This window comes from Pseudomonas sp. S3_B08 (assembly GCF_054667725.1).
The window spans coordinates 3,643,301-3,662,749 of sequence record NZ_CP162750.1 but is presented as its reverse complement, the minus strand read 5'-3'; the positions used below and the strand labels follow the sequence as shown (position 1 = coordinate 3,662,749).

Here is a 19,449-nt window from a genome sequence, read left to right as displayed (position 1 = left end):
GGCAAAGTTCAAGGCGCACAGGCTGGCGATGATAGCGCAGCCGGCGCCTTGATCCCTTAAATGAGTCTTAAGAGTCGGCTTTTTGCACTTTCAGCGCCAGCAAACGCCACTCCCCAGCCGTCGCATCAACCCGTGGCAATTCCTGCACGGAGCAATCGAAACGGTAGGTGACATCGTCGCCATTCATGTTGCGCGCAGTGACGCTGTTGCTGAAGCTGTAGACCTGATCCTTGTAGCGATGACTGACCAGCGCTTTGCTGTCAGCAAAACGCGCCGAAGCGGGATAACGCAGGGTGCTGGTGACAAACGGGCTGCACATGACATACGCGATCATCGACTTGTCGGCCTGTGCGTCGCCGCGCAACTTCTTGTTCAGCGCGGCCAGGGCCATGCGACCCTCGTAGTCGCTTTGATTCAGCACCGTCTGTACCGCCATTGATTTCGGTGCCCGGCTGACGTTATTCGGCAACAGTGCGGAGTCCGGGGGGGAAGGCTTGTCGTCCGCTTCGATGGCAGCAAAAACCGGCGCATCTTTCAGTTCGGTGGCGGGCGTGACTGCCTCGGCTTCAGGCAGTACAGAGGTCGACTCGACGACTGGCGTGTTTTGCGCCTGCGCCTCGTGATCGAACGACGAAGGAAACAGCGAAAAGGTGATCGACAACATCACCAGCCCGACAATGAACCCACCCGCCGCGCCAACGATGTTGCCGTAGAAAATGTTCCAGCTGCCGCGGTTCTTCACCACCCAGCGCCACATGAAACCCCAGACAGCGACGAACGCCAGAAAACGCAAAAACTCCATTTGATCCTTTCCTTACCTTTCAACAATCCAAGCGCGGCGCGAGACGATCAGCGAGCCCCAACGATGCGCGGCAAGATAGCAAAATAGACGCGCCGTCCGGCTACGGTTGCGGAAAATAATTCGCCGCCAGAAAAATCAACGTGACCATGCCGGCGGCAACGCCACAGACGCCCGCGAGCAGTTGACGTGCAACCGGATGCGCCGGCTGTCGACGCTTGGCGATCCACAACCACACACCCGCCAGAACGCCCGCGCTGGTCATGAACACCACCAGGCTGTTATGCAGTCCCGGCGCTGCCATGGTGGTGCCGAACAGACCGTCATAAAGCAGTGTGAAGACAATGCCCGCCACCACAGCGCTGCCCGCTCCGGCGAGGTTCGCCAACAACAGATTCCAGTGCCCGCGCTGACGCACCACCCAGAACCAGATTGCAGCCATGACTACCAAACACAACACAGCATCCATCGGATTTCTTTCCTTGCCACGAGACAGAGGCGACAACTTGGTCGCCTGTTGAGAGTGGACGGCACGATAGCAAAATAGTAGCGTCGCGCCATGCCTTCTCTGTAATGGACTACCCATGTTTTCCACAACCCGTTTGCTGCAACTGCTCGGCGCTCTCACCCTTGCCGTCTCCATTACCCCAGCCTTCTGCTTCGCAAAAGAACACCCGCAAGCCAGCTGGGATTACTACCTCGCCAATTGCCAGCGGATGCAGGAGACAATCGCCGACGTCCAGAGCGGTCGCGTCTCCGCTGCCTATGCACTAACGTCCGGCCTGCAAGACAGCCTCGCCTCCATGAACGAGCGCCGCCTCAACCTGCTACCGCAACACCTCGACTCCAGCGAGTACGCCCACTGCGAAAACGTCGCCGCCCACGCCGAGGCAACCCTGGCCCAAGGCAAAGCCGAGTTCGCCGCGCAAATGCAACGCGGTGTGGAGGAGGGCAGAATTGCACACCAGAACTCCCCCGCCTACCAACGCGCCCGTTCCCTCGGCTACAGCGACGTCGGCGACATCTCCTTTCTGAAACTGCACGAAGACACCGACGGCGAAGCCCGCCTGAAAACCATGCTGATTACCGTCGACGAAATCTGCGGCCAATACTTCCGCGCCACGCAATACGTGAAGCCCTATGTGATCTACACGGTGCGACCGTCGGATGGCGGCTGTGGCGAAGTGAAGCGTGTTGCGATAGTTGGCGGGGGGCAACCAGAGAAGGGCGACTACATTGATCCCAGCGGCGAATTTCAGTACATGGGCTGGAAAAAACTGGTGGGCGCTGACGGCTTCCCAACGGATATTCGAGTGCTGAAAGCACGTCGCTGACAGGAGAGATACCGGCATGGTTGTAGCGCGGCACTCAAAGAATGTCGCGCAGATACCCTTTCAGCGCGAGCAGCGGCTGACCCAGCTGCTCCACCGACCGCGCCTGAGCCAACTCCGCCGACAACTTGCGCAACTCCCGCCCCAACGGCTTCTCGACCCCACCCAAGGCATCCAGCGCCAGGTTCAGGCATTCGTTCATCTTGAACTGAATGGCCTCGACATCGCCGCGTTTCACCAGTAACTCGAAAACGTCTTTCTGATAATCGCCCATGACCATGTCATCGCGCAGGATCGGGCTCAGGCCCTCTTCTTCGTAGGCAAGTTTGAGGGAGAAGAGGGCGACGGTTTCCAGTGAGGTTTCCATGGGGATGTCTGTCAGTGAAGTGGATGGCTTGAAACCAATGCGCGAAATGCCAGAGGAGGTTTGACGTGCGGGCGTGATTATACGGGCGGGGATCGCAGTCGAGGCAACCAGCAATCGGGCATCTAAAACCTACAAGCTCGCGCAGCATTGACATCCACTTTGATACGACGCTTTGATTACAAACACTGAACATCAGCGGAGTGACCATCATGGAATACGACATGAAACTGATCGACGACGCCGTCCTTGCTCTCCTGGCAGCCTATAGCTCCGACGCCGGCAATGCGTGGAAGGGCTATGACTTCGAGATTATGAACCGCTTGCACGAGCAGGGTTTGATCAGTAATCCGGTGAACCGGAACAAATCGATATGGTTGACGAAGGAAGGGATGGAGCGGGGGCGGGAGATTGCTGAGCGGATGTTTGGGGCTAAGGAATAGGTTGGGCAGCGCCCGATTATGGACTTGAGCTGTTGCTCGGCAAAATGACGTCAGTTTTGGCCATGGCTCGCCATAGCGATATGCATACGATTGTCGTCGGTGCGGTTACACGCAGATCTGCAGACGAAACGGTAGCGAGTTACTGGATAAGGAATCGGAGGATTTTTGCATTGGGACATCATCTGAATGAACCACAACTGACTAGGGTCAGAGATGCCTTATCGGAGCCTTTCAATCATTTCCCCACTGATTACGACTACGTCGTTCGTCAGCTCAAGGGCGTTGATCCAGCGGTGCTCTACAAGATTTTTTATTCAGAAGTAGCACCAGTGTGTTTCACAAACATTGCTGCAGTTCTGCCCACTGTATGGACTGGGTTCGACCCTGATTGGCTCAGATCCGAGATAGAGGAGAGGCTCGCGGCGCGACGGCGCAATTGGTTTCGCAGGCAGTACGACAGATTATTGGTGCGTTGGTTGGAGTACAACTATGACTACATGTGGAAGGAGATAGCTTCTAGGCTATGAGGACGGTTGCATGCGGTTTGGTATTCCTCGATGGTAAAAGCCACCTTTTGTTTCACCTATGCGGTGATTCAGGTCGCTTCAAGCTCAATCGTCGGGCGGGGCTTTAGTGGTCGGCATTGCACCAACCACTTTCCACCAGACGAAAAAAAAGGCCCTGCTTTCGCAAGACCTTTTTCTCTGTGTTGGTGCCCGAGGGAGACTCGATTGATCTATATATTCCGTGGTCTGTAGATCGATTTCTTGATCTGGGATACAGGTAGGGATACAAGCTGAAGGCTGCTACTCAGCGATCAATCGACAGGAGCTTGGTCTATAAGTCAGATTGTTCAACCAAAAAGGGTGGGATATCAAGCAGTTCCGCTACGGCGTCGATTTTCTTCTTTGAAAAATTCCATGCACAGCTTCCGTCACGAGTTTTAATCCATTTCCCGCCCAGCTCCTTCAGCTCATCCTTTTTGGTCTTGGTGTCACCAGTAACGATAAATGACCTATCTGAATATTCACGTAACTCAATGGCAACTACTTCCGCTTGCACCTTTGAGGAGGAAGCTCTCTTCACGACTGACTCTTTTGTGGCTTCCTTAGCCGCCTTTACGACTGACGCGTCCACGATGGTTCCAACCGAGAGGCCTCTGGTGATGATTGTAAGGTGTCGCGATAGGTGCACCTTGAGCTGTTCGACAGAAGAGTACTGCTCTTGGATTCCTTTGTTTCGGATGGTTTTTTTGAATTGTTCAAGTCGATCGAGCTGATCTTTGTCGATCTTGCTCGGTTGAACCGGAGCATCTGAGTAGTACAGCATCACCGGCTTGTCTTGCTTCAGAAACCACTTTATCTCTTCCACTGTACCGCTATCTTCTACGCCAGTAGGTGAGCCAAGCCTGGTCCAGAAAGCACCAATCAGCATGTCGCAGGATTTGACGACTAGATCGTTGATTACACCCTGCGGACGGTCTGCCATGCTAGGTGCGCTATGGGACTCCCACATGACAGGCAAAAGAACTTTCCCTGTGCTTTGGGAGTGCAGCGCATTCCATTCGTGAAGGCTCTCAGCAATCGCCTGCCTCTCACAGGGTACGTCGGATGGTGACGCGATCAATACGTTGAAGACGCTAGCCGAATAGGGCATGTTTCCTTTCCTTGGCTTTATTTTTATTGGTGGAGAGGCAAGCATCTGTGCTCCCTCCAAACTGGCTATACAGAAAGCAAGGGCGATGCGCCACTACGAAAAAGCGAGAGCTCGTAGTTGATCTTAGTATGAAATTTTCCAAGGACACTGGAATGGTAGGTGATGACTCGGTTCAGCTGAAATAACTGCCGGGGACCCTGAGGACTTTCAAGGGATACGGGGTCGGAAACCCGTGGGATAGTGTTAGCGGCACGACCTTGAGCTTATTGAAATTCAATCATTGAAATCGAAAGGATTTCGTTGAAAAAGAGCCATCGTTACCGCATCGGTAACGATGGCCTGCCGTGTAGATGATTCCGCATTTCTTCGGTCGTCAACCTGTCAACCAATTCAAAAATGTCAGCCAGTCTCAAAATCATGGGGGGCCTACCCCCGTGTCATTCAGAAATGCTCAAGGTCCCTGGCGGCTCTCAGTTGCATGTGCAGTTGGTCTGGTGAAATGTGTTTTCACCTGCTCACTAAGCTGGGCACCTTTCCACTAGCAAAGTCCGGTGGGCTTTCGCCCCGCGTCATATAAATTTTTCTAGGGGGCACCGTCATATTTCGGATTAGGTCTCTGACGTTCGCTGAAGGTTCTGAAGCTTACGGGGATTGGGGGGATATTTCCCTCTGAAGCTGTGTTACTCATGTTACTTGTGTGACGGATCTACATAACTTCATGTAATTGTTGAGTATTTTTCTGGTTACACCAATTTTTTGGTCGGTATTCAATCGTGTAACCAAGTTGTTTGGTGTAACGCTTTAGCATGATTAATAATCGTTATCATTTGCAGGTGGCGCCAAGAGATTCTCCAGTCACGCTGTTCCTGAGAGCGGATATTCAACCCGCTCTGTATCCAATTTTTGTTTACCTAAACCTATAGGTCACGTTAATTTGCATGAAAGCTGGCATCGTGCCGCTATCGTGCGTCCCCCGATTCACCTTGGCATATGCCCATATCTGGCCATTTTGGTATCCCCTGTCGCGTGCGGGAATCACTGAGTGTGCTTTTTCATCGCCGCGAGTGGACTCTGCGGGCTGGGTACTTGTAGGAAATGTTATGGACGGCATCAGTTTCAAGCGAATCGATCAGTATGCCTTGTGTTGCGTCGAGGTCTTTTCTGATGAGCTCAAGCAGGCGCTAAGGGAGAATCTAACTCGCATCTGTCACGGAGCTGACCAAGCCAGCAGGGACAGGGTGATCTTCAAGTATCCCGCGACGATCAAGCATTTTTGGGAGCAGCGATACTCCAAAAAACCATGGGAAACCAGGGTCGGTATGTTAGGAGAGCTCCTTTCACATGTGATCATTCTGAAGCTTTTTCCTAGCTTTGATGTCGTTTCACCGTTTTTCAACATGGAGGAAAAAAGCATTCGGAAAGGATTTGACCTTTTGCTGTATGAGTCGTCTACGAATCATGTCTGGATCACTGAGGTCAAATCCGGTGGTAAAAAAGAGAGTGTTAGCTCGTGCGCCGCTACGCGCGCTTTATTGGGGCTTGCGAGAGATGACCTGAAGAAGCGCTTGGCCGAGCCAGAGCTTAATCACTGGTTAAACGCAATTAATGCTGCTCGAAATGCGATTCACAACAAGGCCAATTATAGGGATTCTGTCCTTGAAATTCTGGAGCTAGAGGGAGGCTTGGCCGAGGTAAATAGCGCCACTGCTTCGGACAATAATGTTTTCCTTATTTCCGCTCTTTTTAGCGATATTTCACAAGCTATTGCTGAGCAAACGGTTTCCAAGTTTACAACTAGGTTAGTAGCGGACTCTGTGTTTAAGAGTGTATGGGTTCTGTCTCTTCATAAAGGAACGATAGAAAAGCTGGAAGAGTTTCTAAAGATAGAGGCGGGGAATTAGCATGGATGAGCTAACCATCAGAAAGTTGGGAAATACCAAGTTCAAGGAGTTGTATTTTAAACTTCTAAAAGGAGAAACGTTAGAAGACTCTGAGGTCGTCAAGCTCTTGGCAATCGCGGTGCTTCTTCTTAATCATAAAACTCCTGTTATCCGTCGCCTAGGCTACCGCATTATACTTTTCTACGGGAATTCATCTGGCCAATATCAGGCACTTTACGACGTGGCGCTAAACAGCGGTCTACATCCTATCTCCGCAGTAATCAGTAGTTATTTTGCCGAGGATGATCACCGTAGCGAATCGTTTATCCGAAACATCGTGGGCAGCTATGTCGATACTTTCCGAGATCAGGGCATCGTGCTGACTGAGCAACAGGATGCATTGCGGACTTTCGTTCAGTCAGAATACCGAAATTCTTCAGTTGTTATAGCTCCCACTTCCTATGGAAAATCTGAACTAATTATCCAGTCAGTACGGGAAAATCCCGACAACCGAGTGGCAATTCTTGTTCCCTCCAAAGCCCTTTTAGCTCAGACAAAAAAACGTTTGATTTATGCGGGCATCGAGGGGATGGGTAAGGTTGTTACTCATCCCGAAATGTTCTCAAAGGAGCGTAAAAACAGGGTTTTTGTCTTGACTCAGGAGCGGCTCAATAGACTCTTGAACGAGAACGCCGATTTGACCTTCGAGATGGTTTTCGTTGACGAGGCTCATAACCTTTTACATAGCGACCGGAGAAGTGAGTTACTGGCTTCGATGCTATGCATCCTCGGGGCCCGAAATCCGGGGACGTCCTTCAAGTTTCTGACACCGTTTTTGTGCGACGAGTTAAATGTTCGGGTGCGATTTCTGAATATGATTCCCACCGGTTTTAAAATAGATGAATACATCAAATCTGAGCGTTACTATATAAGGGACTTTAGGCGCGGCAAAAGTGAAACAAAACTTATTCTCTACGACCATTTTCTGAACGAATCAATGGGGTTCGATAGAGGGTATGGCAGTTGCTTTGAACTCATTAAGAGTGAGGCTCTGTCAAAAAATATTATCTATGGAAACAAGAAAAAAAGCATCGAGTCTTTTGCTGTCGAGCTAGCCGCAGTGCTGCCTCCGGTTAGCTGTCCGTTGATACAAACGGCATGCGATGAACTCGAAGAAAATTTTGATCGTCGCTACAAACTTATCAGTTGTCTCCGTAAAGGTGTCATGTACCACCATGGCTCAATTCCCGACACTATAAGGCTATATCTAGAAAACCTATTCAGTAGTTCTAGGCAAATGAAGTTTTTGGTATGTAATTCGACGCTCCTGGAAGGCGTAAATTTGCCGATTGAAAGGCTGTTCGTTTTTGATTTTACCAAGGGCGATCGTTACCTGACCTCGTCGCAGTTTAAGAATTTGGTCGGCCGTGTAAATCGGTTCAGTGAAGTATTCGCACCTGGCGCGGAAGCTGCTTTGAAGAAGCTTGAGTCCAGCATCTATTTGTTGGGTGTGGACGGTTACACTCGTAAGAAAGCAGACCTTGAAACTTTTTATAAGAGTGCGGTCAACGTCTCTAAGGTAGATAAAGACACGGTAAGTAATGTTCTTCTTGAGGCGACTAAAATTATTGAAGGTAAGGTCTCCGTTCTTTACGAAGACGCTGTTGCTCGCCTTGAAAATTTGCATCCTGGGTTGGTCCAGGATCGGAAGTGCAAATATGTCACCACTGAGCTAGGCAAACTTCTTATCGCGAACAGTGTAAGTGAAATTGACGTATTCTCGCAGGAGGAGGTCATCGATAGGAAAATCAGGCGAAGCATTGAGGCTAACGGTGTAATTAAAACCGTCGATAGGTTGATGCTTGCCATCTCCAGATCTTTCATTGAACACTTCGATGAGAGCCGAGAGTACAGCGATCTGCTGCGGTTAAAGCAAGAGGCTGCGCGCAATTTTTACGCGATGATCCTAGACTGGAAATTGAAAAGTTACAGTGTAAAGCAGACTATTAGATTGACGCTTTCTTACTGGAAAAAACTGGTAGAAGATAGCCGTAGTGATCACGTCTTCGTGGGCCGTTGGGGGGATACGACTTATGGTGAGAGTAAATATGAAAGGTGGGTTAGGATTTCCCAAAAGGACGACACTGAGCGGATCAATCTCGCAATTGTTAGATTAAAAGATGAAGACGATTTTTTTGATAACAAAATTTTCAAATTTGTTGAAGTTTTAAATGGAGTAGGTGCTTTAGATCCAGGGTTCTATAAGATGATCAAGTACGGAACCTCTGATGATACCAAGATAAAGCTTATCCGAGATGGCTACAGTCGCGGGTTAGCAGATTTGATGCTGGAGAAATACCCGGGAATAATAAAAGTGTTATCGGGCGGCGAGGTTGAAGTAAGCCCCCGTCTCGTCAATATAATGGTGCAGAACGGAGAAAGCGACCTGCTCATATTTGAAGCAAGGATGAATTTAAAACCTGAATAATTGTATTTTTTATAATGTGTCAGTTCTATCTAAAAGTTAATACAATCGACTGTGCGCGTGCTGAATATTTCTAGGTTTTGCTAAGTACGCCTCCAAAAAAAGGTGCAAAGATCATGAGTTCTTTAAGGTGGCTTCATCTATCAGATTTTCATTTTGGAAAAGAGGTTTTCCAGCAAGAGTTAGTGTCTGGTAAAATTATTGATCATATCAAGGAGCAAATATCCGAAGGTAATAGACCAGATTTTGTGTTTATTACCGGCGATATTGCTAACGCAGGAAAGAAGGAAGAGTACGAACTTTTCGTAAGGATTATACTTGACCCGGTCTTGGAGGTGATGGGGCGAGAGTTTAGAGATCGGATTTTTGTCGTTCCAGGAAATCACGATCTAAATCGGAAGATTAATAAAGGTTTTAGTCGCGAAAGTTTTCTAAGTGTTGAAGGTGGTTTTTTCGATCCGACTTCAGAGTCCTTAGAAGATCGGAATATGCTGGTGGATCGGTTTGCTCATTTTATGTATCAAACTGAGTTGCCATTGGCGATGGACATTTTTTCGGAGGCTGGTAGCTATAACTGCACTCTAGATGTTAATGGAGTTAATATTGGTATAGTTGGTTTGAATACTGCTTGGTTATGTCATGATGAAAAGGATAAGTATAATCTAACTCCGGGTGTTGCTTTAGTTCGAACAGCTTTGGATGCTATTTCAGACTGTGGTGTGAAAATAGTCTTGGGTCACCACCCTCTTGAGTGGTTGCATGCGAACCATATTAAGCCATTAAAAGCGCTTTTTGGCTCTCACAATGTGCTATATCTTCATGGGCATATGCATGAATCTTGGGCTGAGCCAAATTATGGCGCTGGTAACGAGTTCTTGACTATACAAACGGGAGCAGGCTATCAGGCGCCAGAGGGCAGTAAGTGGAAAAATGGATTGCTATGGGGGCATTTGAATGTCGCTGGAGACTATGTTGCATTACAGCCATATCAGTGGAGTCGAAATGATCAATGCTGGGAGTTAACAACTGGCGGCTTTCAGGAGGTGAATCGAGAAGCAGATTGGTGGCATTTCGATTTGCCAAAAAAACATAAAAAAAGTTTGCGGCAAGGCCAGGCTAAAGTGAAACTCCCAGGCGGATGGGAGGTTACTGACTTTGAGAATTTAGCGCAAAATCTTGTCGAGTTAAATGAGGCAGAGGCTGTAAGTTATTTTGATGGTGCAACTCCTGAGTGGCGCGTGGCATTATCGAAATCCATTCCGCGTCGTGAGATTGTAACTCAATTAAGAAATACATATTTTTCTCTCAGTTCGTCGTCTGAAACTACGGTTTGCACATTGCTGGCGGCTGGTTGTGAGGGGAAAAGTACTGCATTACTTCAAGCGTGTTTTGAAATCGTTAGTGAGAGAAAATCTAAGAAAATATTGTTTAGGAGAAACAATATTCGTCCGTTTGATGCTGAGGCTCTGTTGCCAATATTGAGTCTTCATGATGACTGGTTGATAGTTATAGATGAGGCGGATCAAGTTGCAAAGAATATATTGACCTTCATTGAAAGTGGTTTTCTAGACCTGGATGCGAAGATTGATTTTCTACTGGCTAGTAGGGACTCGGACTGGAAAACATCAGGCGCTAATACATTGTCTTGGAGTTTTACAACAGCATACAAAGAGATAACGTTAAAAGATTTGAGCCAGGCTGACGCTGAAATGATTGTGACTGCGTGGAGTTCATTTGGAGAGAAAGGGCTTGGTACAGAGCTAACTTCACTGGAACACGAAACTAGGGTGGAAAAGTTAAAGTATTATGCCAAAACTGAGTCAAAGGGTGGCTCAGGGGCTTTCTTTGGTGCTCTACTGCTTTCACGACACAGTGGCGATTTGTATGATCACGCTGAGTCGATGTTAGATCGTCTGGATCAAATATTTATCAGTGAGTCAAAAACACTCCGGGATGCTCTAGGCTACATCGCAGCAATGCACGCAGAAGGGTTCGATAAGCTGAGTTTTGAGACGCTTGCTGCAGTTTTAGGTCTGACCGTGCCAAAGTTACAATCAAATGTGATAAAGAAGCTTGGTCAGGAAGCCGCCGCAACAACAACTGCAACTGCGATCTATACACGGCATAAGTACATTGCTACTGCTATAGTTAAAATACTTGAAGATAAATTCGATGTAGACGTGTCTAATTTTTTCATCGATTTGGCTCGCTCTGAATCGGATCGCTCAAAGTATGAGAAAGTTCTTAATTTTAATTTTTGGAAATTTGAGCTTGCAGATGCGCTTTTCACGTCTGGCAAAACGCGCCTTGCTATTGCGTTGGTTGAGAGTTTGGTTGCATCTGATAAATATGATCCATTTTTAGTTACAAAGCTGGCTTCATATTATCGTCGTGAAAATGACGCGATAGGCGCTATAAAGCTATTTCGTGAATTTGGGCATGGGCCTAAGCATCGTGCTTTTTATTTTGAGTGGGCGGTATGTGAGGGTACAGAAAAGAACTATTTGGAAAATGCGCTTCTTGCCTCTTATGCGCTATCAGACGATGTTGAGTCTACTCAACTAGTAATAGATGAGGCAATTATTATGCTTAGTGGACTGTCTACGTGCTATGCGGGGCTTTTTCGTCAGTTAGGAGATGCTATTTTTGATACGGCGATTGAAGCCGCACTTTCCATTTCTTCGATTTTGGTTCGAGCAAGACCAAGTTATAGAAACAGAGTTTCAGTTGATACATTTTTAAAGAGAGTTGCACGAAAGCGAGCAAAGCTCTATAGCAGGGCTGAAGCTATAAAAATTATAAAGGCTGCTAGCACTCACTTGTTAAAGTATTCTGTTGATCCCCTTGTAATACAAGCGATTGATATACACGATACAATGTACAATGATCTTAATGTTCTTATTGAAAACGTGGAAAATTCTAAGCCGAAAAACACCTAGGTTTTCAACTTCGTTCCTATATTCGTGGCGTGTGGTGAGGTTTTTAGGTTTTCGGCTTAAAGTAATCAATAAAAAGGACCCGTATAGGGTCCTTTTTAGGCTAAAGTATTTTATTTTCTCATCCAGCTCTCGACTTCGTCGGATCCATACTTTGTTTTCCACTCTTTCAGCGTCTTGTGATTGCCTCCTTTGGTTTCAACCACTTCACCGGTGTTAGGGTTCTTATATACTTTCAGCTCGCGAGGTTTGCGCTTGCCGGGGGCCGCGGCCGGCGTTGAGGCGCGCTTCGTGCTCTGTGGATCAAGCAGGTTGATGATGTGCTTTAGGCTAAAACCGTACTGATTCAGCAGCTCGCGCAACTTGGTCTCGAACTCGATCTCTTTTTTCAGCGCGCCGTCGCTCTTCATCGTCTCCAATGCCTGGAGCTGCTCGGCGAGGTGTTTTTCCAGCTGACGGTATTCGGCAAGTTTGGACATGCTTATTTCCTGGCGTGTTGATGATAAAGGTTTGAATGTACGTGTGGCTCACAAGTTCACCGCTATTCTGACAGTTTCAGATACTCTCGGATGCTGATGATTTCGTTCTTGATCAATTTTACGGTGAGAATCTCGACTTTCGTTTTTATGCGGGGTTTATCCACGAATTCCAACATTTCCTTTAAGGAGACTATTCGTGCCTTCAGGAGTTCTTTCCAGTTGGGGGTGTTTCTAAGGTCAAATTGAATGATCATTTTTTAGCCTTTTGAGGTTAAACAGCCTACCTGCGTAGGCTGTTTCGGTGGATCAATGGCCTACAGCGAAAGGATGTCTTGCACGCTGTACTTGCCGGATCGATCCGACAGCTCGCGCCAGGTCCAGCTGTGGAAGTCTTCGCCTTCTTGAGGAAGTACCAGCTTCATCAGGCTGAGGTGTTCCCCTCCCAACATGCCTTGTACATTCCACAGCTTGCCGCCCAACTCCATCAGTGCTTGCGCTTGTTCGTTCCATTGATCCTCCAGCACTGTGCGGGCTAGGAACATCGCTGTTTTTTGGATCGAACCGTATTCCCTTTGCGCCTCGGCAATGTGCTGGTCGACGACGGCCAGCTCCTGTTCCAGTGCAGTGATGATCAGGTGTTGACGACGATTGTGTTCGGTCGCCGTGGCGAGGTTTTTCGCGGCCTTCTGCGCGTCGGCATTGGCGTTCTTTTCGCCCTCGGTATCGCCCCAGGCCACGGCCTGCGCGTAGGCGGTGGCGGCATCGGTTTCGGCTTGCCGGGCCTTGGTCATGTCGTCCTCCGCTTGCTGCTGGATCTGCGCCAAGCGGGTGCTGAGGCTGTCGCGTTTTTCGTTGAGTTCTTGTTCGTCGGCTTTCCAGTTCGCCATCGACTCGGTGTAACCCGCCATCAGGGTTTCATGATTGAGCAGTTTCTCGCGGCGAGTGATCTTCGCATCGAGCAGCCAGGCACGGTGCTTACTGGCGTCGTAAGGAACTTTCAGGCTGCTGTGCTCCTTGCGGATTTCGGTCAGCCGTTCCTCCTCGATGACTTCGTCGCCTTCCAATAGCGCCTCCAACGGCGCCATCTTGGTGTGGTGCTGTTCAGCGTCGCTCAAGTGTTTATCGCGTTGGGCGGTCAGCTGGTTGATCTCGTCGATCAACCGTTGTTTCTTGTCACAATGACCGGTCGCGGCAGCGTTGTCCGAAACCGGCCGTGCCAGCCCGGTGGTCTCGCGGCCGAGCAGTTCGTGTTGTTCGGTAGACGCTTGGAATTCGTTCATTTGTCTTGTTCCTTCAGAAATGGGTTTGGGTTGAATGAGCGGCTGGCGAGGCCGGGAATAAGCCGGCGCTACCTCGATCAGCGGACATGCCTTCAGGCAGCCCGAGCCTCGCTCTCATCCGTTCCTGGAATCCTCCTCACGATGTAGCAGCGCTGGGGCCCAAGGCCGGGCAGGCGGACCAGACTCGATGCCTTGCCATCACTGGCCGGCTCCAGCACGCCGCGCTGCAACAGCTCCTTGTTCACGGCGTTGATGTTCATGCCCCGGAAAATCTCGGAGCGCCACGCCTCGGGCAGCACGTAATAGGTGTTGGTGGTATGCATGGTGTCGCCCATGCCGTGCTCAAGCGTCTTGCGAAAACCGAGGCGGTCGATGGTGCGCGGACCGTGTTCATCGATCTTGGCCGCCGCCGATTCCCAGCGAGTGAAGCGACTTTCGCCGAAGCGCTCGATGACCTGGCGCAGCCGCGCCAAAATCGCATCGCCCTCGAAATTTCCGGCGCCGCCGCGCTCGTGGAGCCAGGCGTTCAAGCACACGCGAGCGGCGGTGGTGGCCGTGCCGTCCGGCCATCCAGTGATGCCCATCGCGGTGGCAAGCTCGCCCGCAGCAGCCGCAAGGCCGAAGCGCGCCGCAGCGCGGTGTGCCTGTCCACTGGCAGAGGCGGGAAGCGCTTGGGCAATAAAGCCTTCCAGCGTGCGCCGCAGGATTGCCGCCCAGCCGTGGCGCTTGCCGGGTTCGCACAGCGCAGTCAGGAACGCGGTAAGCGGGGTCCCGTAGTAGTTCGCTACCCGCGCCTTGAGTGCGTCGGATAGAGCAGCGGCGTCCTCGAAACCGTTGAGGGTGTCAAACATGCCGAGGCCTTTGCTGGCATCGGCCGGGACGGCGAGCATCCGCACCTCCATACCTGCTTTCAGCTCTTTGTTCGCCTCTGCCATGTGCTGCGCCAAGGTCTTCTCGCCGGTGGAGAGAAATAGCAGGCGCCATTCCTGCACCTGCCGGCCTGCTTGGCCTCTATCATTGGCGCGGGCCTTGCCGGTGCCGTTGCCGAGCATGTACACCGTTTCGCCGATAATGCGGGCATCACACATGCCGATTTCATCGAGCACCAGAAGCCCGTCGGAATGCGCAGCAGCGATCGACTCCAGAGCGTTGTCGGTCGAGCGCCATGAGCGCACCAGGCGCGGCCCTCCGTAGATCGAGGCGGCAACCTGCAGGTGCGTGGTCTTGCCGCCGGAGCTGTCGCCGTACAGGTGGAAGCCGCCCGATTCGTGGCCGAGCATGTGCAGCAGGGGACCGGCGAAGGCCACGCCGACGACAAATGCCAAACGATGATTGCCGATGCACAGCGCGCCGATCTGCTGTTGCCATTGTTCGAGCGTGCCCGCTTCGCTGATCGGCGGAAGCTGCGCGCCGGCTTCGTAGAAGTGCAGGTGTTCCGCGTGCATGCCGACCTGCTGCTCGGGCAACAGAAAGGCGTTGTCATGCCAGCCCAAACGGGTGACCAGTCGCGCACGTTGAGCACTGTCGAAACCGCCCAGGTAGCTTTGCAAATCGTTGCGTGCGTTGCGTCCCGAGCGGCTGCCGGCCAAACGCAACCCCATGTCCACCAACGGGCCGAGTACGTCCTTACCGAAATCGCCGGTCATGGTGCGCGCCGGGATGTTCCAGCGTTTCTTGGTGCCGTCGGGGTCGTCGAACTCGACCAGCAAGCCCCAGTTGTGGCCCTTCTCGTCACGGGTTCGCGCAAGGATTGCCAGCGGTGAACACACCGGGCGCGCTTCCCCGTCGTCGCCGGCATAAAACACACCTTCGGGCGTCAGGCGAAAGCCTCCCGGCATCAGGTCGTTTTTCGATTTTGCCGGCCGCTTGGCCGCTGCTTTGGGTTTCGCTTCCGGCTCTGGTTCCGGCTTGGGTTCCACCTGGGCAACTATCGGCTTTTCTTCGATCACACCGAACAGCTCACTGCTGCTTTCCAGCGTGGTGAAGTGGCCGGCGGTCCAGCCTTTTTCGAGTGCATCGGCCGCATCGTCGCCGTCGTTCCATTGACCACCTTTGGCGAACGCGACGTGGTCGTTCTTCAGCGTCGGCTTGCGTTTGAACACCTCCAACGCGATCACCCGGACCGAGGCGGCGCCGATTTCACGCAGCTTTTCGGCAACGGTGGCCATGCAGGCTTTACCGCTGTCGTCGTTGTCCGGCCACAACAAAACGTCGCGTCCCTTGAGCGGCGTCAGGTCAGCTTTGTGCCAGGAGTTGGAGCCGTTCGGCCAGCAGGTGGCCACGTAGTTAGGCAGCAGCTCGGCGGCGGCATCAGCCGCTTTCTCGCCTTCGCACAGAGCCACTGGTGCGTCAGCGCGCTGCGCCAGTTCATCAAGGCGCAGCAGCGGACGCGGATCCGGCAGACCCTGCCAGCGCCATTGTTTGGTTTGGCTATCGGCGCGCTGACACCATGTCAGGGGCGCAAAGACCTTCTTCGGCTTGCCGTCTTCATCCGGGTCGAGGTCGAAGCGATACAACGCCATGAGCGGCTGACCCTGCGCGTCACGGTAGATCCAGACCTTGGACGGTACGCCGTGATCGCGATGCTTGGCCGGGCACTTGTTCATGGCCTCGGTCGGGATCGGCTGGATGGCGTTCCACGTCGGTGCCTTGGGCTTACTCGGGGCTGCCTTGATCTTGGCGGTGCCGGGTACAACGTTCAGCCAATCCGCCAATTTGTGGCAGGCTTCAACGTCCGTGCCGCCGTCCAGATAGCGCACCAGATCGATCAGGTCGCCGCCTTTGTCGCCAGTGGCGAAATCCGCCCAGGTGCCCTTGCTCAAATTGACCTTGAGCGATCCGGCGCGCTTGTCGCTACGGGTCGGATTCGGAGCGGTGTATTCCTTGCCGCCATCCACGCGCTTGCCGTTGGGCAGCCAGTGCGACAAGACACGATCAATATCTTTCAGCGCGGCGGCTTTCACGTCGGCAAAGCTTGGACGTTTCGCGGTGCTGTTCGGGCGTTGGCTCATGTGTCAGTCCTCGGCAAAAACAGCGCGTCGTTGATGTCGTCGATCAGCGCTTTTGCCATCTCTCCCAGGTACAGAGCGGGCCAACTGAAACGCTCGCCGTGGTCACTCATGGCCGCGTCGAAACTGAGCTGGTTCGCGTGATGCTGCAGCAACGACACCATCTCCAGCGCGTCTTCGACGGGTACTCCGGCATTCACCCGAAATAGCTTCAGGTCGGTGGCATTAACGCGAGAAAAGGTAGCGTGGCCCGGTGTGGTGGAAATGCTCATAGCGCACCGCCTTTCTGCACCGCAGGGGCCGAAGTGTTGTCACCGTGCATGGCCAGCGTTTTGATCAACCCGAGGGTGCCACGCACGTCCCAGAGGACGGCAGCAATCACGTGATTCGCGAGGCGTGAGGATTCGTTTTCGAAGTGATCCTCCAGCAGCGTGAGTACCGAGTCAGCGCGGTCAATGGCGCAGGTGATGGCGTCGATGGGTACGCCGGCTTCTACGGTTGGATTCACGCAGAGCAGATCTTCGGGCAGGGCGAAACTCAGGGCGTTATTCATTGGGCACCGCCTGCGGTTTCGAGTGCACGGGCTTTGGCCATGTGAGCGTTGTATCGGGAGAGGCGTGTAGCGAGGCTGGAATTGGCGTGTAAAGCGGCGAGAGCCATTGCACGATGTGCAGCGGCGCGAATTTTGGACGGATTGAGGGCGTGCATGGGTGGAGCTCCTTCTTAAGTGGGAACTGCCACGATTCGTCGCCAAACGAATTGGGGTGGCAGCTGTGCGCAGGTTGGCGAACCGGGTAAGAAGGAACCCGGCAGACCCGAAGGTCTCCCACGCACAGCCGCCATAAAGCAGGAATGCGGGCACAAAAAAAGCGCCTGCAATCGAGATGGGGGCGCCTGTGCGCCTTCTTAAACTCGGGTCGCCAAACCCGGTCGCTGATTTTGCAGCGACGGCCAGAGAGTAACGTCCGTTTTTCGAAAGTGCAACTGCGCTGAAGGCTTGCGGATTTTTCAGGTGCGGCATAAATTGTTCGAGCATGTAGATTGACCTCAACGCCTCCGGATCGCCCCCGGAGGCGTTTTTGTTTCAGGCATGGGCTTCCCAGCGCAGGGAAAGAAGGGGCAGAAATCCGCCGGTGAGCATGGAGCGGGCGTCTTCGTAAGCGTCGGCCTGCTGGCCTTCGTCGACGACCACTGCACCGGTCTTTTCGCAGTGAAGGGAGAGGGCGCACCAGGTGCCATCGGCCCAGCTCAGTACGCTGACCACGCGACCTTGCCTATCCTGCTGGCTGCGGTAGCGTTCAAGACGCTGCATGACGCGAGACGAGAAACCGATCCGACGCAACACCGAAAAGGGGTGCATCAAAGCGTTGTTTGCAGTCTTGTGGCTCATGCGGCCACCTGATCACGTGCCTCGATGCGGCTGCGCGCCCACGCTTGAACTTCGGAAAGGACCCAGGCGACAGGGGCGCCGCGTGCGTTGCTGTTGCTCAGTTTGACGGGCTGCGGAAAGCCGCAGTCGGTGCGCTGCATCAGTTTGTAGATGGTCGAACGCTTCATCCCCACGATGCCTTCCACCTCCCGCATGCGGATTAACGTGGAAGCGGCATCAAAAAGTGAGGCGGCGTTGGCGGGAGTCTTGCGGGGAAAATCGGTGACAGAGGTGTTCATAGGTATTGCTCTCGATTGATTTGGACAACGAGAGCAATGGTCTAGAGATTGCTCGGCGGTGAGCAGTTCACTTCCATTTGAAATGACATTGAAATATCGGTCACACCACAAAATTGCGCTTGAGGATTCCCTCCACGCTTTTGCGGGTTAGCGCTTTTTCGGTTTCCAGTGTCACCCACTCAGCGCGCTGCTTGAGTGGTTTGGACACCTCCCGTTTCAGCCAGGCATGAACCGCCGTGGTCACATTTCGCCGTGACATTCCGCTAGCCACGTAGTGTCGGCCTTGCCTAATGATTGCTGTATCCCTTGCGCCGATTTCTTCGTTACGTTCCATTCCGCTGATGATGCCGCCCTTGGTGCGGATGGCGTTCTCGATGGCTCTGTAAGCGATTGGGGTCAGCTCGTCACTGACCAAGCAGGGTAGGGATGTTATGGGCTCCAAAAACAGCACGTACTGGTCCAGTGCCTCAATACGTTCGTTAGGATCGACTTGCCTTTCCACGACCTGACAATAAAGGTCCCACGGCCAATCCGTTGGAGGCTCGTCAATATGCGACCAAGCCTCTTTTTCGGTGGAGCGCATCCAGTCAGCTAGGGCGCTTAGCGCTTTTACTGCGCAGGCCATGACGTAGGCGGCATATGCCTCGCGTTCCGATGCTGAATGACACTTGCTGTATCGGCGAACCCAATGCGCGAGACGGTTTTTTTTGTCGGTTGAGGCGTACTGAAAAATAGCCTCCTCATGCATCGTTGTCTGGATGCACATGCTGTTCAGGTCGCTGCTGATGTCGCCGGTCTGGATGCGAATGCAACACTGATTTATCAGTTCGCACACGTCAGTGATCTGTTCATTGCAGAACTCGTAGAGTGGCTGCTCTGAGAGATATTGGATCAGGCCAACGGTTAGCGCCGAGTGCAAGATCGGGTGGGTATCAATCATGCAAATGGCTCTCGGCGTGCAACGCGCTGTCCCGCGCCCTGCGAGTTGGAAGCGTAGCCTGCGAGCTTTGCGCTAGTGCCAAATGAGCGCGATAGGAGTGTCGGCCTGCAGCGGGCAAGGGGCCTGTTGTAGCGTTACACAATCGGCGTGCGTTACATCCAGTGTACGGAATGGCGCGCT

18 protein-coding genes are annotated in these 19,449 nt (G+C 52.2%); 6 read left to right on the top strand and 12 right to left on the bottom strand.

The genetic code is table 11. From position 1 onward, the window contains the following. Window positions 1-67: 67 nt before the first annotated feature. Window positions 68-802 carry a hypothetical protein gene (locus AB4N73_RS16475; RefSeq protein WP_353188749.1) on the bottom strand — a complete coding sequence of 245 codons (735 nt, stop codon included), beginning with the start codon at window positions 800-802 and terminating at the stop codon, window positions 68-70. A gap of 100 nt (window positions 803-902) precedes the next feature. After that, entirely contained in the window at window positions 903-1,268 is a 366-nt protein-coding gene (locus AB4N73_RS16470) for a hypothetical protein (RefSeq protein ID WP_460142325.1), read from the bottom strand. A 115-nt stretch (window positions 1,269-1,383) separates the two neighbouring features. Between AB4N73_RS16470 and AB4N73_RS16465 the strand changes: the two genes are divergently transcribed. Continuing rightward, the gene (locus AB4N73_RS16465) at window positions 1,384-2,133 is read left to right on the top strand and encodes a hypothetical protein (RefSeq protein WP_252878857.1); all 750 of its coding nucleotides are present in this window, start codon (window positions 1,384-1,386) and stop codon (window positions 2,131-2,133) included. Window positions 2,134-2,167: 34 nt separating this feature from the next. Here the strand turns inward: AB4N73_RS16465 and AB4N73_RS16460 are convergent, their stop codons facing one another. Beyond that, window positions 2,168-2,497 carry a hypothetical protein gene (locus tag AB4N73_RS16460; protein ID WP_016773313.1) on the bottom strand — a complete coding sequence of 110 codons (330 nt, stop codon included), beginning with the start codon at window positions 2,495-2,497 and terminating at the stop codon, window positions 2,168-2,170. A gap of 221 nt (window positions 2,498-2,718) precedes the next feature. Here AB4N73_RS16460 and AB4N73_RS16455 point away from each other — a divergent pair, with 221 nt between their 5' ends. Both AB4N73_RS16455 and AB4N73_RS16450 read left to right on the top strand, forming a co-directional pair. After that, window positions 2,719-2,937, top strand: coding sequence for a DUF6429 family protein (locus AB4N73_RS16455; RefSeq protein WP_460142324.1), 219 nt, complete (start codon window positions 2,719-2,721; stop codon window positions 2,935-2,937). Between the two features lie 170 nt (window positions 2,938-3,107). Next, the gene (locus tag AB4N73_RS16450) at window positions 3,108-3,464 is read left to right on the top strand and encodes a DUF7079 family protein (protein WP_095181806.1); all 357 of its coding nucleotides are present in this window, start codon (window positions 3,108-3,110) and stop codon (window positions 3,462-3,464) included. Between the two features lie 310 nt (window positions 3,465-3,774). Here the strand turns inward: AB4N73_RS16450 and AB4N73_RS16445 are convergent, their stop codons facing one another. After that, window positions 3,775-4,593 carry a hypothetical protein gene (locus tag AB4N73_RS16445; protein WP_322844719.1) on the bottom strand — a complete coding sequence of 273 codons (819 nt, stop codon included), beginning with the start codon at window positions 4,591-4,593 and terminating at the stop codon, window positions 3,775-3,777. A gap of 1,100 nt (window positions 4,594-5,693) precedes the next feature. On the opposite strand from AB4N73_RS16445, the gene AB4N73_RS16440 reads away from it, so the two are divergent. The 3 genes from AB4N73_RS16440 (at window position 5,694) to AB4N73_RS16430 (ending at window position 11,897) form a co-directional block, all read left to right on the top strand. After that, window positions 5,694-6,494: a hypothetical protein gene (locus AB4N73_RS16440; RefSeq protein ID WP_460142323.1), complete on the top strand. Its 801-nt coding sequence runs from the start codon at window positions 5,694-5,696 to the stop codon at window positions 6,492-6,494. A 1-nt stretch (window position 6,495) separates the two neighbouring features. Further along, window positions 6,496-8,961, top strand: a complete 2,466-nt coding sequence (locus AB4N73_RS16435) for a DEAD/DEAH box helicase (RefSeq protein ID WP_460142322.1) — start codon at window positions 6,496-6,498, stop codon at window positions 8,959-8,961. 113 nt (window positions 8,962-9,074) lie between these two features. Further along, on the top strand, window positions 9,075-11,897 hold the full coding sequence (locus AB4N73_RS16430; RefSeq protein WP_460142321.1) for a P-loop NTPase: 2,823 nt from the start codon (window positions 9,075-9,077) through the stop codon (window positions 11,895-11,897). 110 nt (window positions 11,898-12,007) lie between these two features. Here the strand turns inward: AB4N73_RS16430 and AB4N73_RS16425 are convergent, their stop codons facing one another. The 8 genes from AB4N73_RS16425 to AB4N73_RS16390 all read right to left on the bottom strand — a co-directional run bounded on the left by AB4N73_RS16425 (window position 12,008) and on the right by AB4N73_RS16390 (window position 19,269). Further along, window positions 12,008-12,373: a histone-like nucleoid-structuring protein, MvaT/MvaU family gene (locus AB4N73_RS16425; RefSeq protein WP_460142320.1), complete on the bottom strand. Its 366-nt coding sequence runs from the start codon at window positions 12,371-12,373 to the stop codon at window positions 12,008-12,010. Window positions 12,374-12,687: 314 nt separating this feature from the next. Further along, a complete protein-coding gene (locus tag AB4N73_RS16420; protein WP_460143596.1) occupies window positions 12,688-13,530 on the bottom strand; it encodes a chromosome segregation protein SMC in 843 nt (280 codons plus the stop codon). Between the two features lie 215 nt (window positions 13,531-13,745). Continuing rightward, complete coding sequence (locus AB4N73_RS16415) at window positions 13,746-16,664, bottom strand: DUF927 domain-containing protein (protein ID WP_460142319.1); 2,919 nt, start codon at window positions 16,662-16,664, stop codon at window positions 13,746-13,748. Next, entirely contained in the window at window positions 16,661-16,933 is a 273-nt protein-coding gene (locus AB4N73_RS16410) for a DUF3077 domain-containing protein (protein WP_460142318.1), read from the bottom strand. The genes AB4N73_RS16415 and AB4N73_RS16410 overlap by 4 nt, the downstream gene beginning before the upstream one ends. Continuing rightward, a complete protein-coding gene (locus AB4N73_RS16405) occupies window positions 16,930-17,214 on the bottom strand; it encodes a hypothetical protein (RefSeq protein WP_460142317.1) in 285 nt (94 codons plus the stop codon). Before AB4N73_RS16405 ends, AB4N73_RS16410 begins: the two co-directional genes overlap by 4 nt. Before the next feature lie 531 nt (window positions 17,215-17,745). After that, complete coding sequence (locus AB4N73_RS16400; RefSeq protein ID WP_315435899.1) at window positions 17,746-18,051, bottom strand: hypothetical protein; 306 nt, start codon at window positions 18,049-18,051, stop codon at window positions 17,746-17,748. Further along, complete coding sequence (locus tag AB4N73_RS16395) at window positions 18,048-18,329, bottom strand: helix-turn-helix transcriptional regulator (protein ID WP_085641060.1); 282 nt, start codon at window positions 18,327-18,329, stop codon at window positions 18,048-18,050. Before AB4N73_RS16395 ends, AB4N73_RS16400 begins: the two co-directional genes overlap by 4 nt. Before the next feature lie 100 nt (window positions 18,330-18,429). Next, the gene (locus AB4N73_RS16390; protein WP_315435900.1) at window positions 18,430-19,269 is read right to left on the bottom strand and encodes a hypothetical protein; all 840 of its coding nucleotides are present in this window, start codon (window positions 19,267-19,269) and stop codon (window positions 18,430-18,432) included. Between the last annotated feature and the right edge of the window lie 180 nt (window positions 19,270-19,449).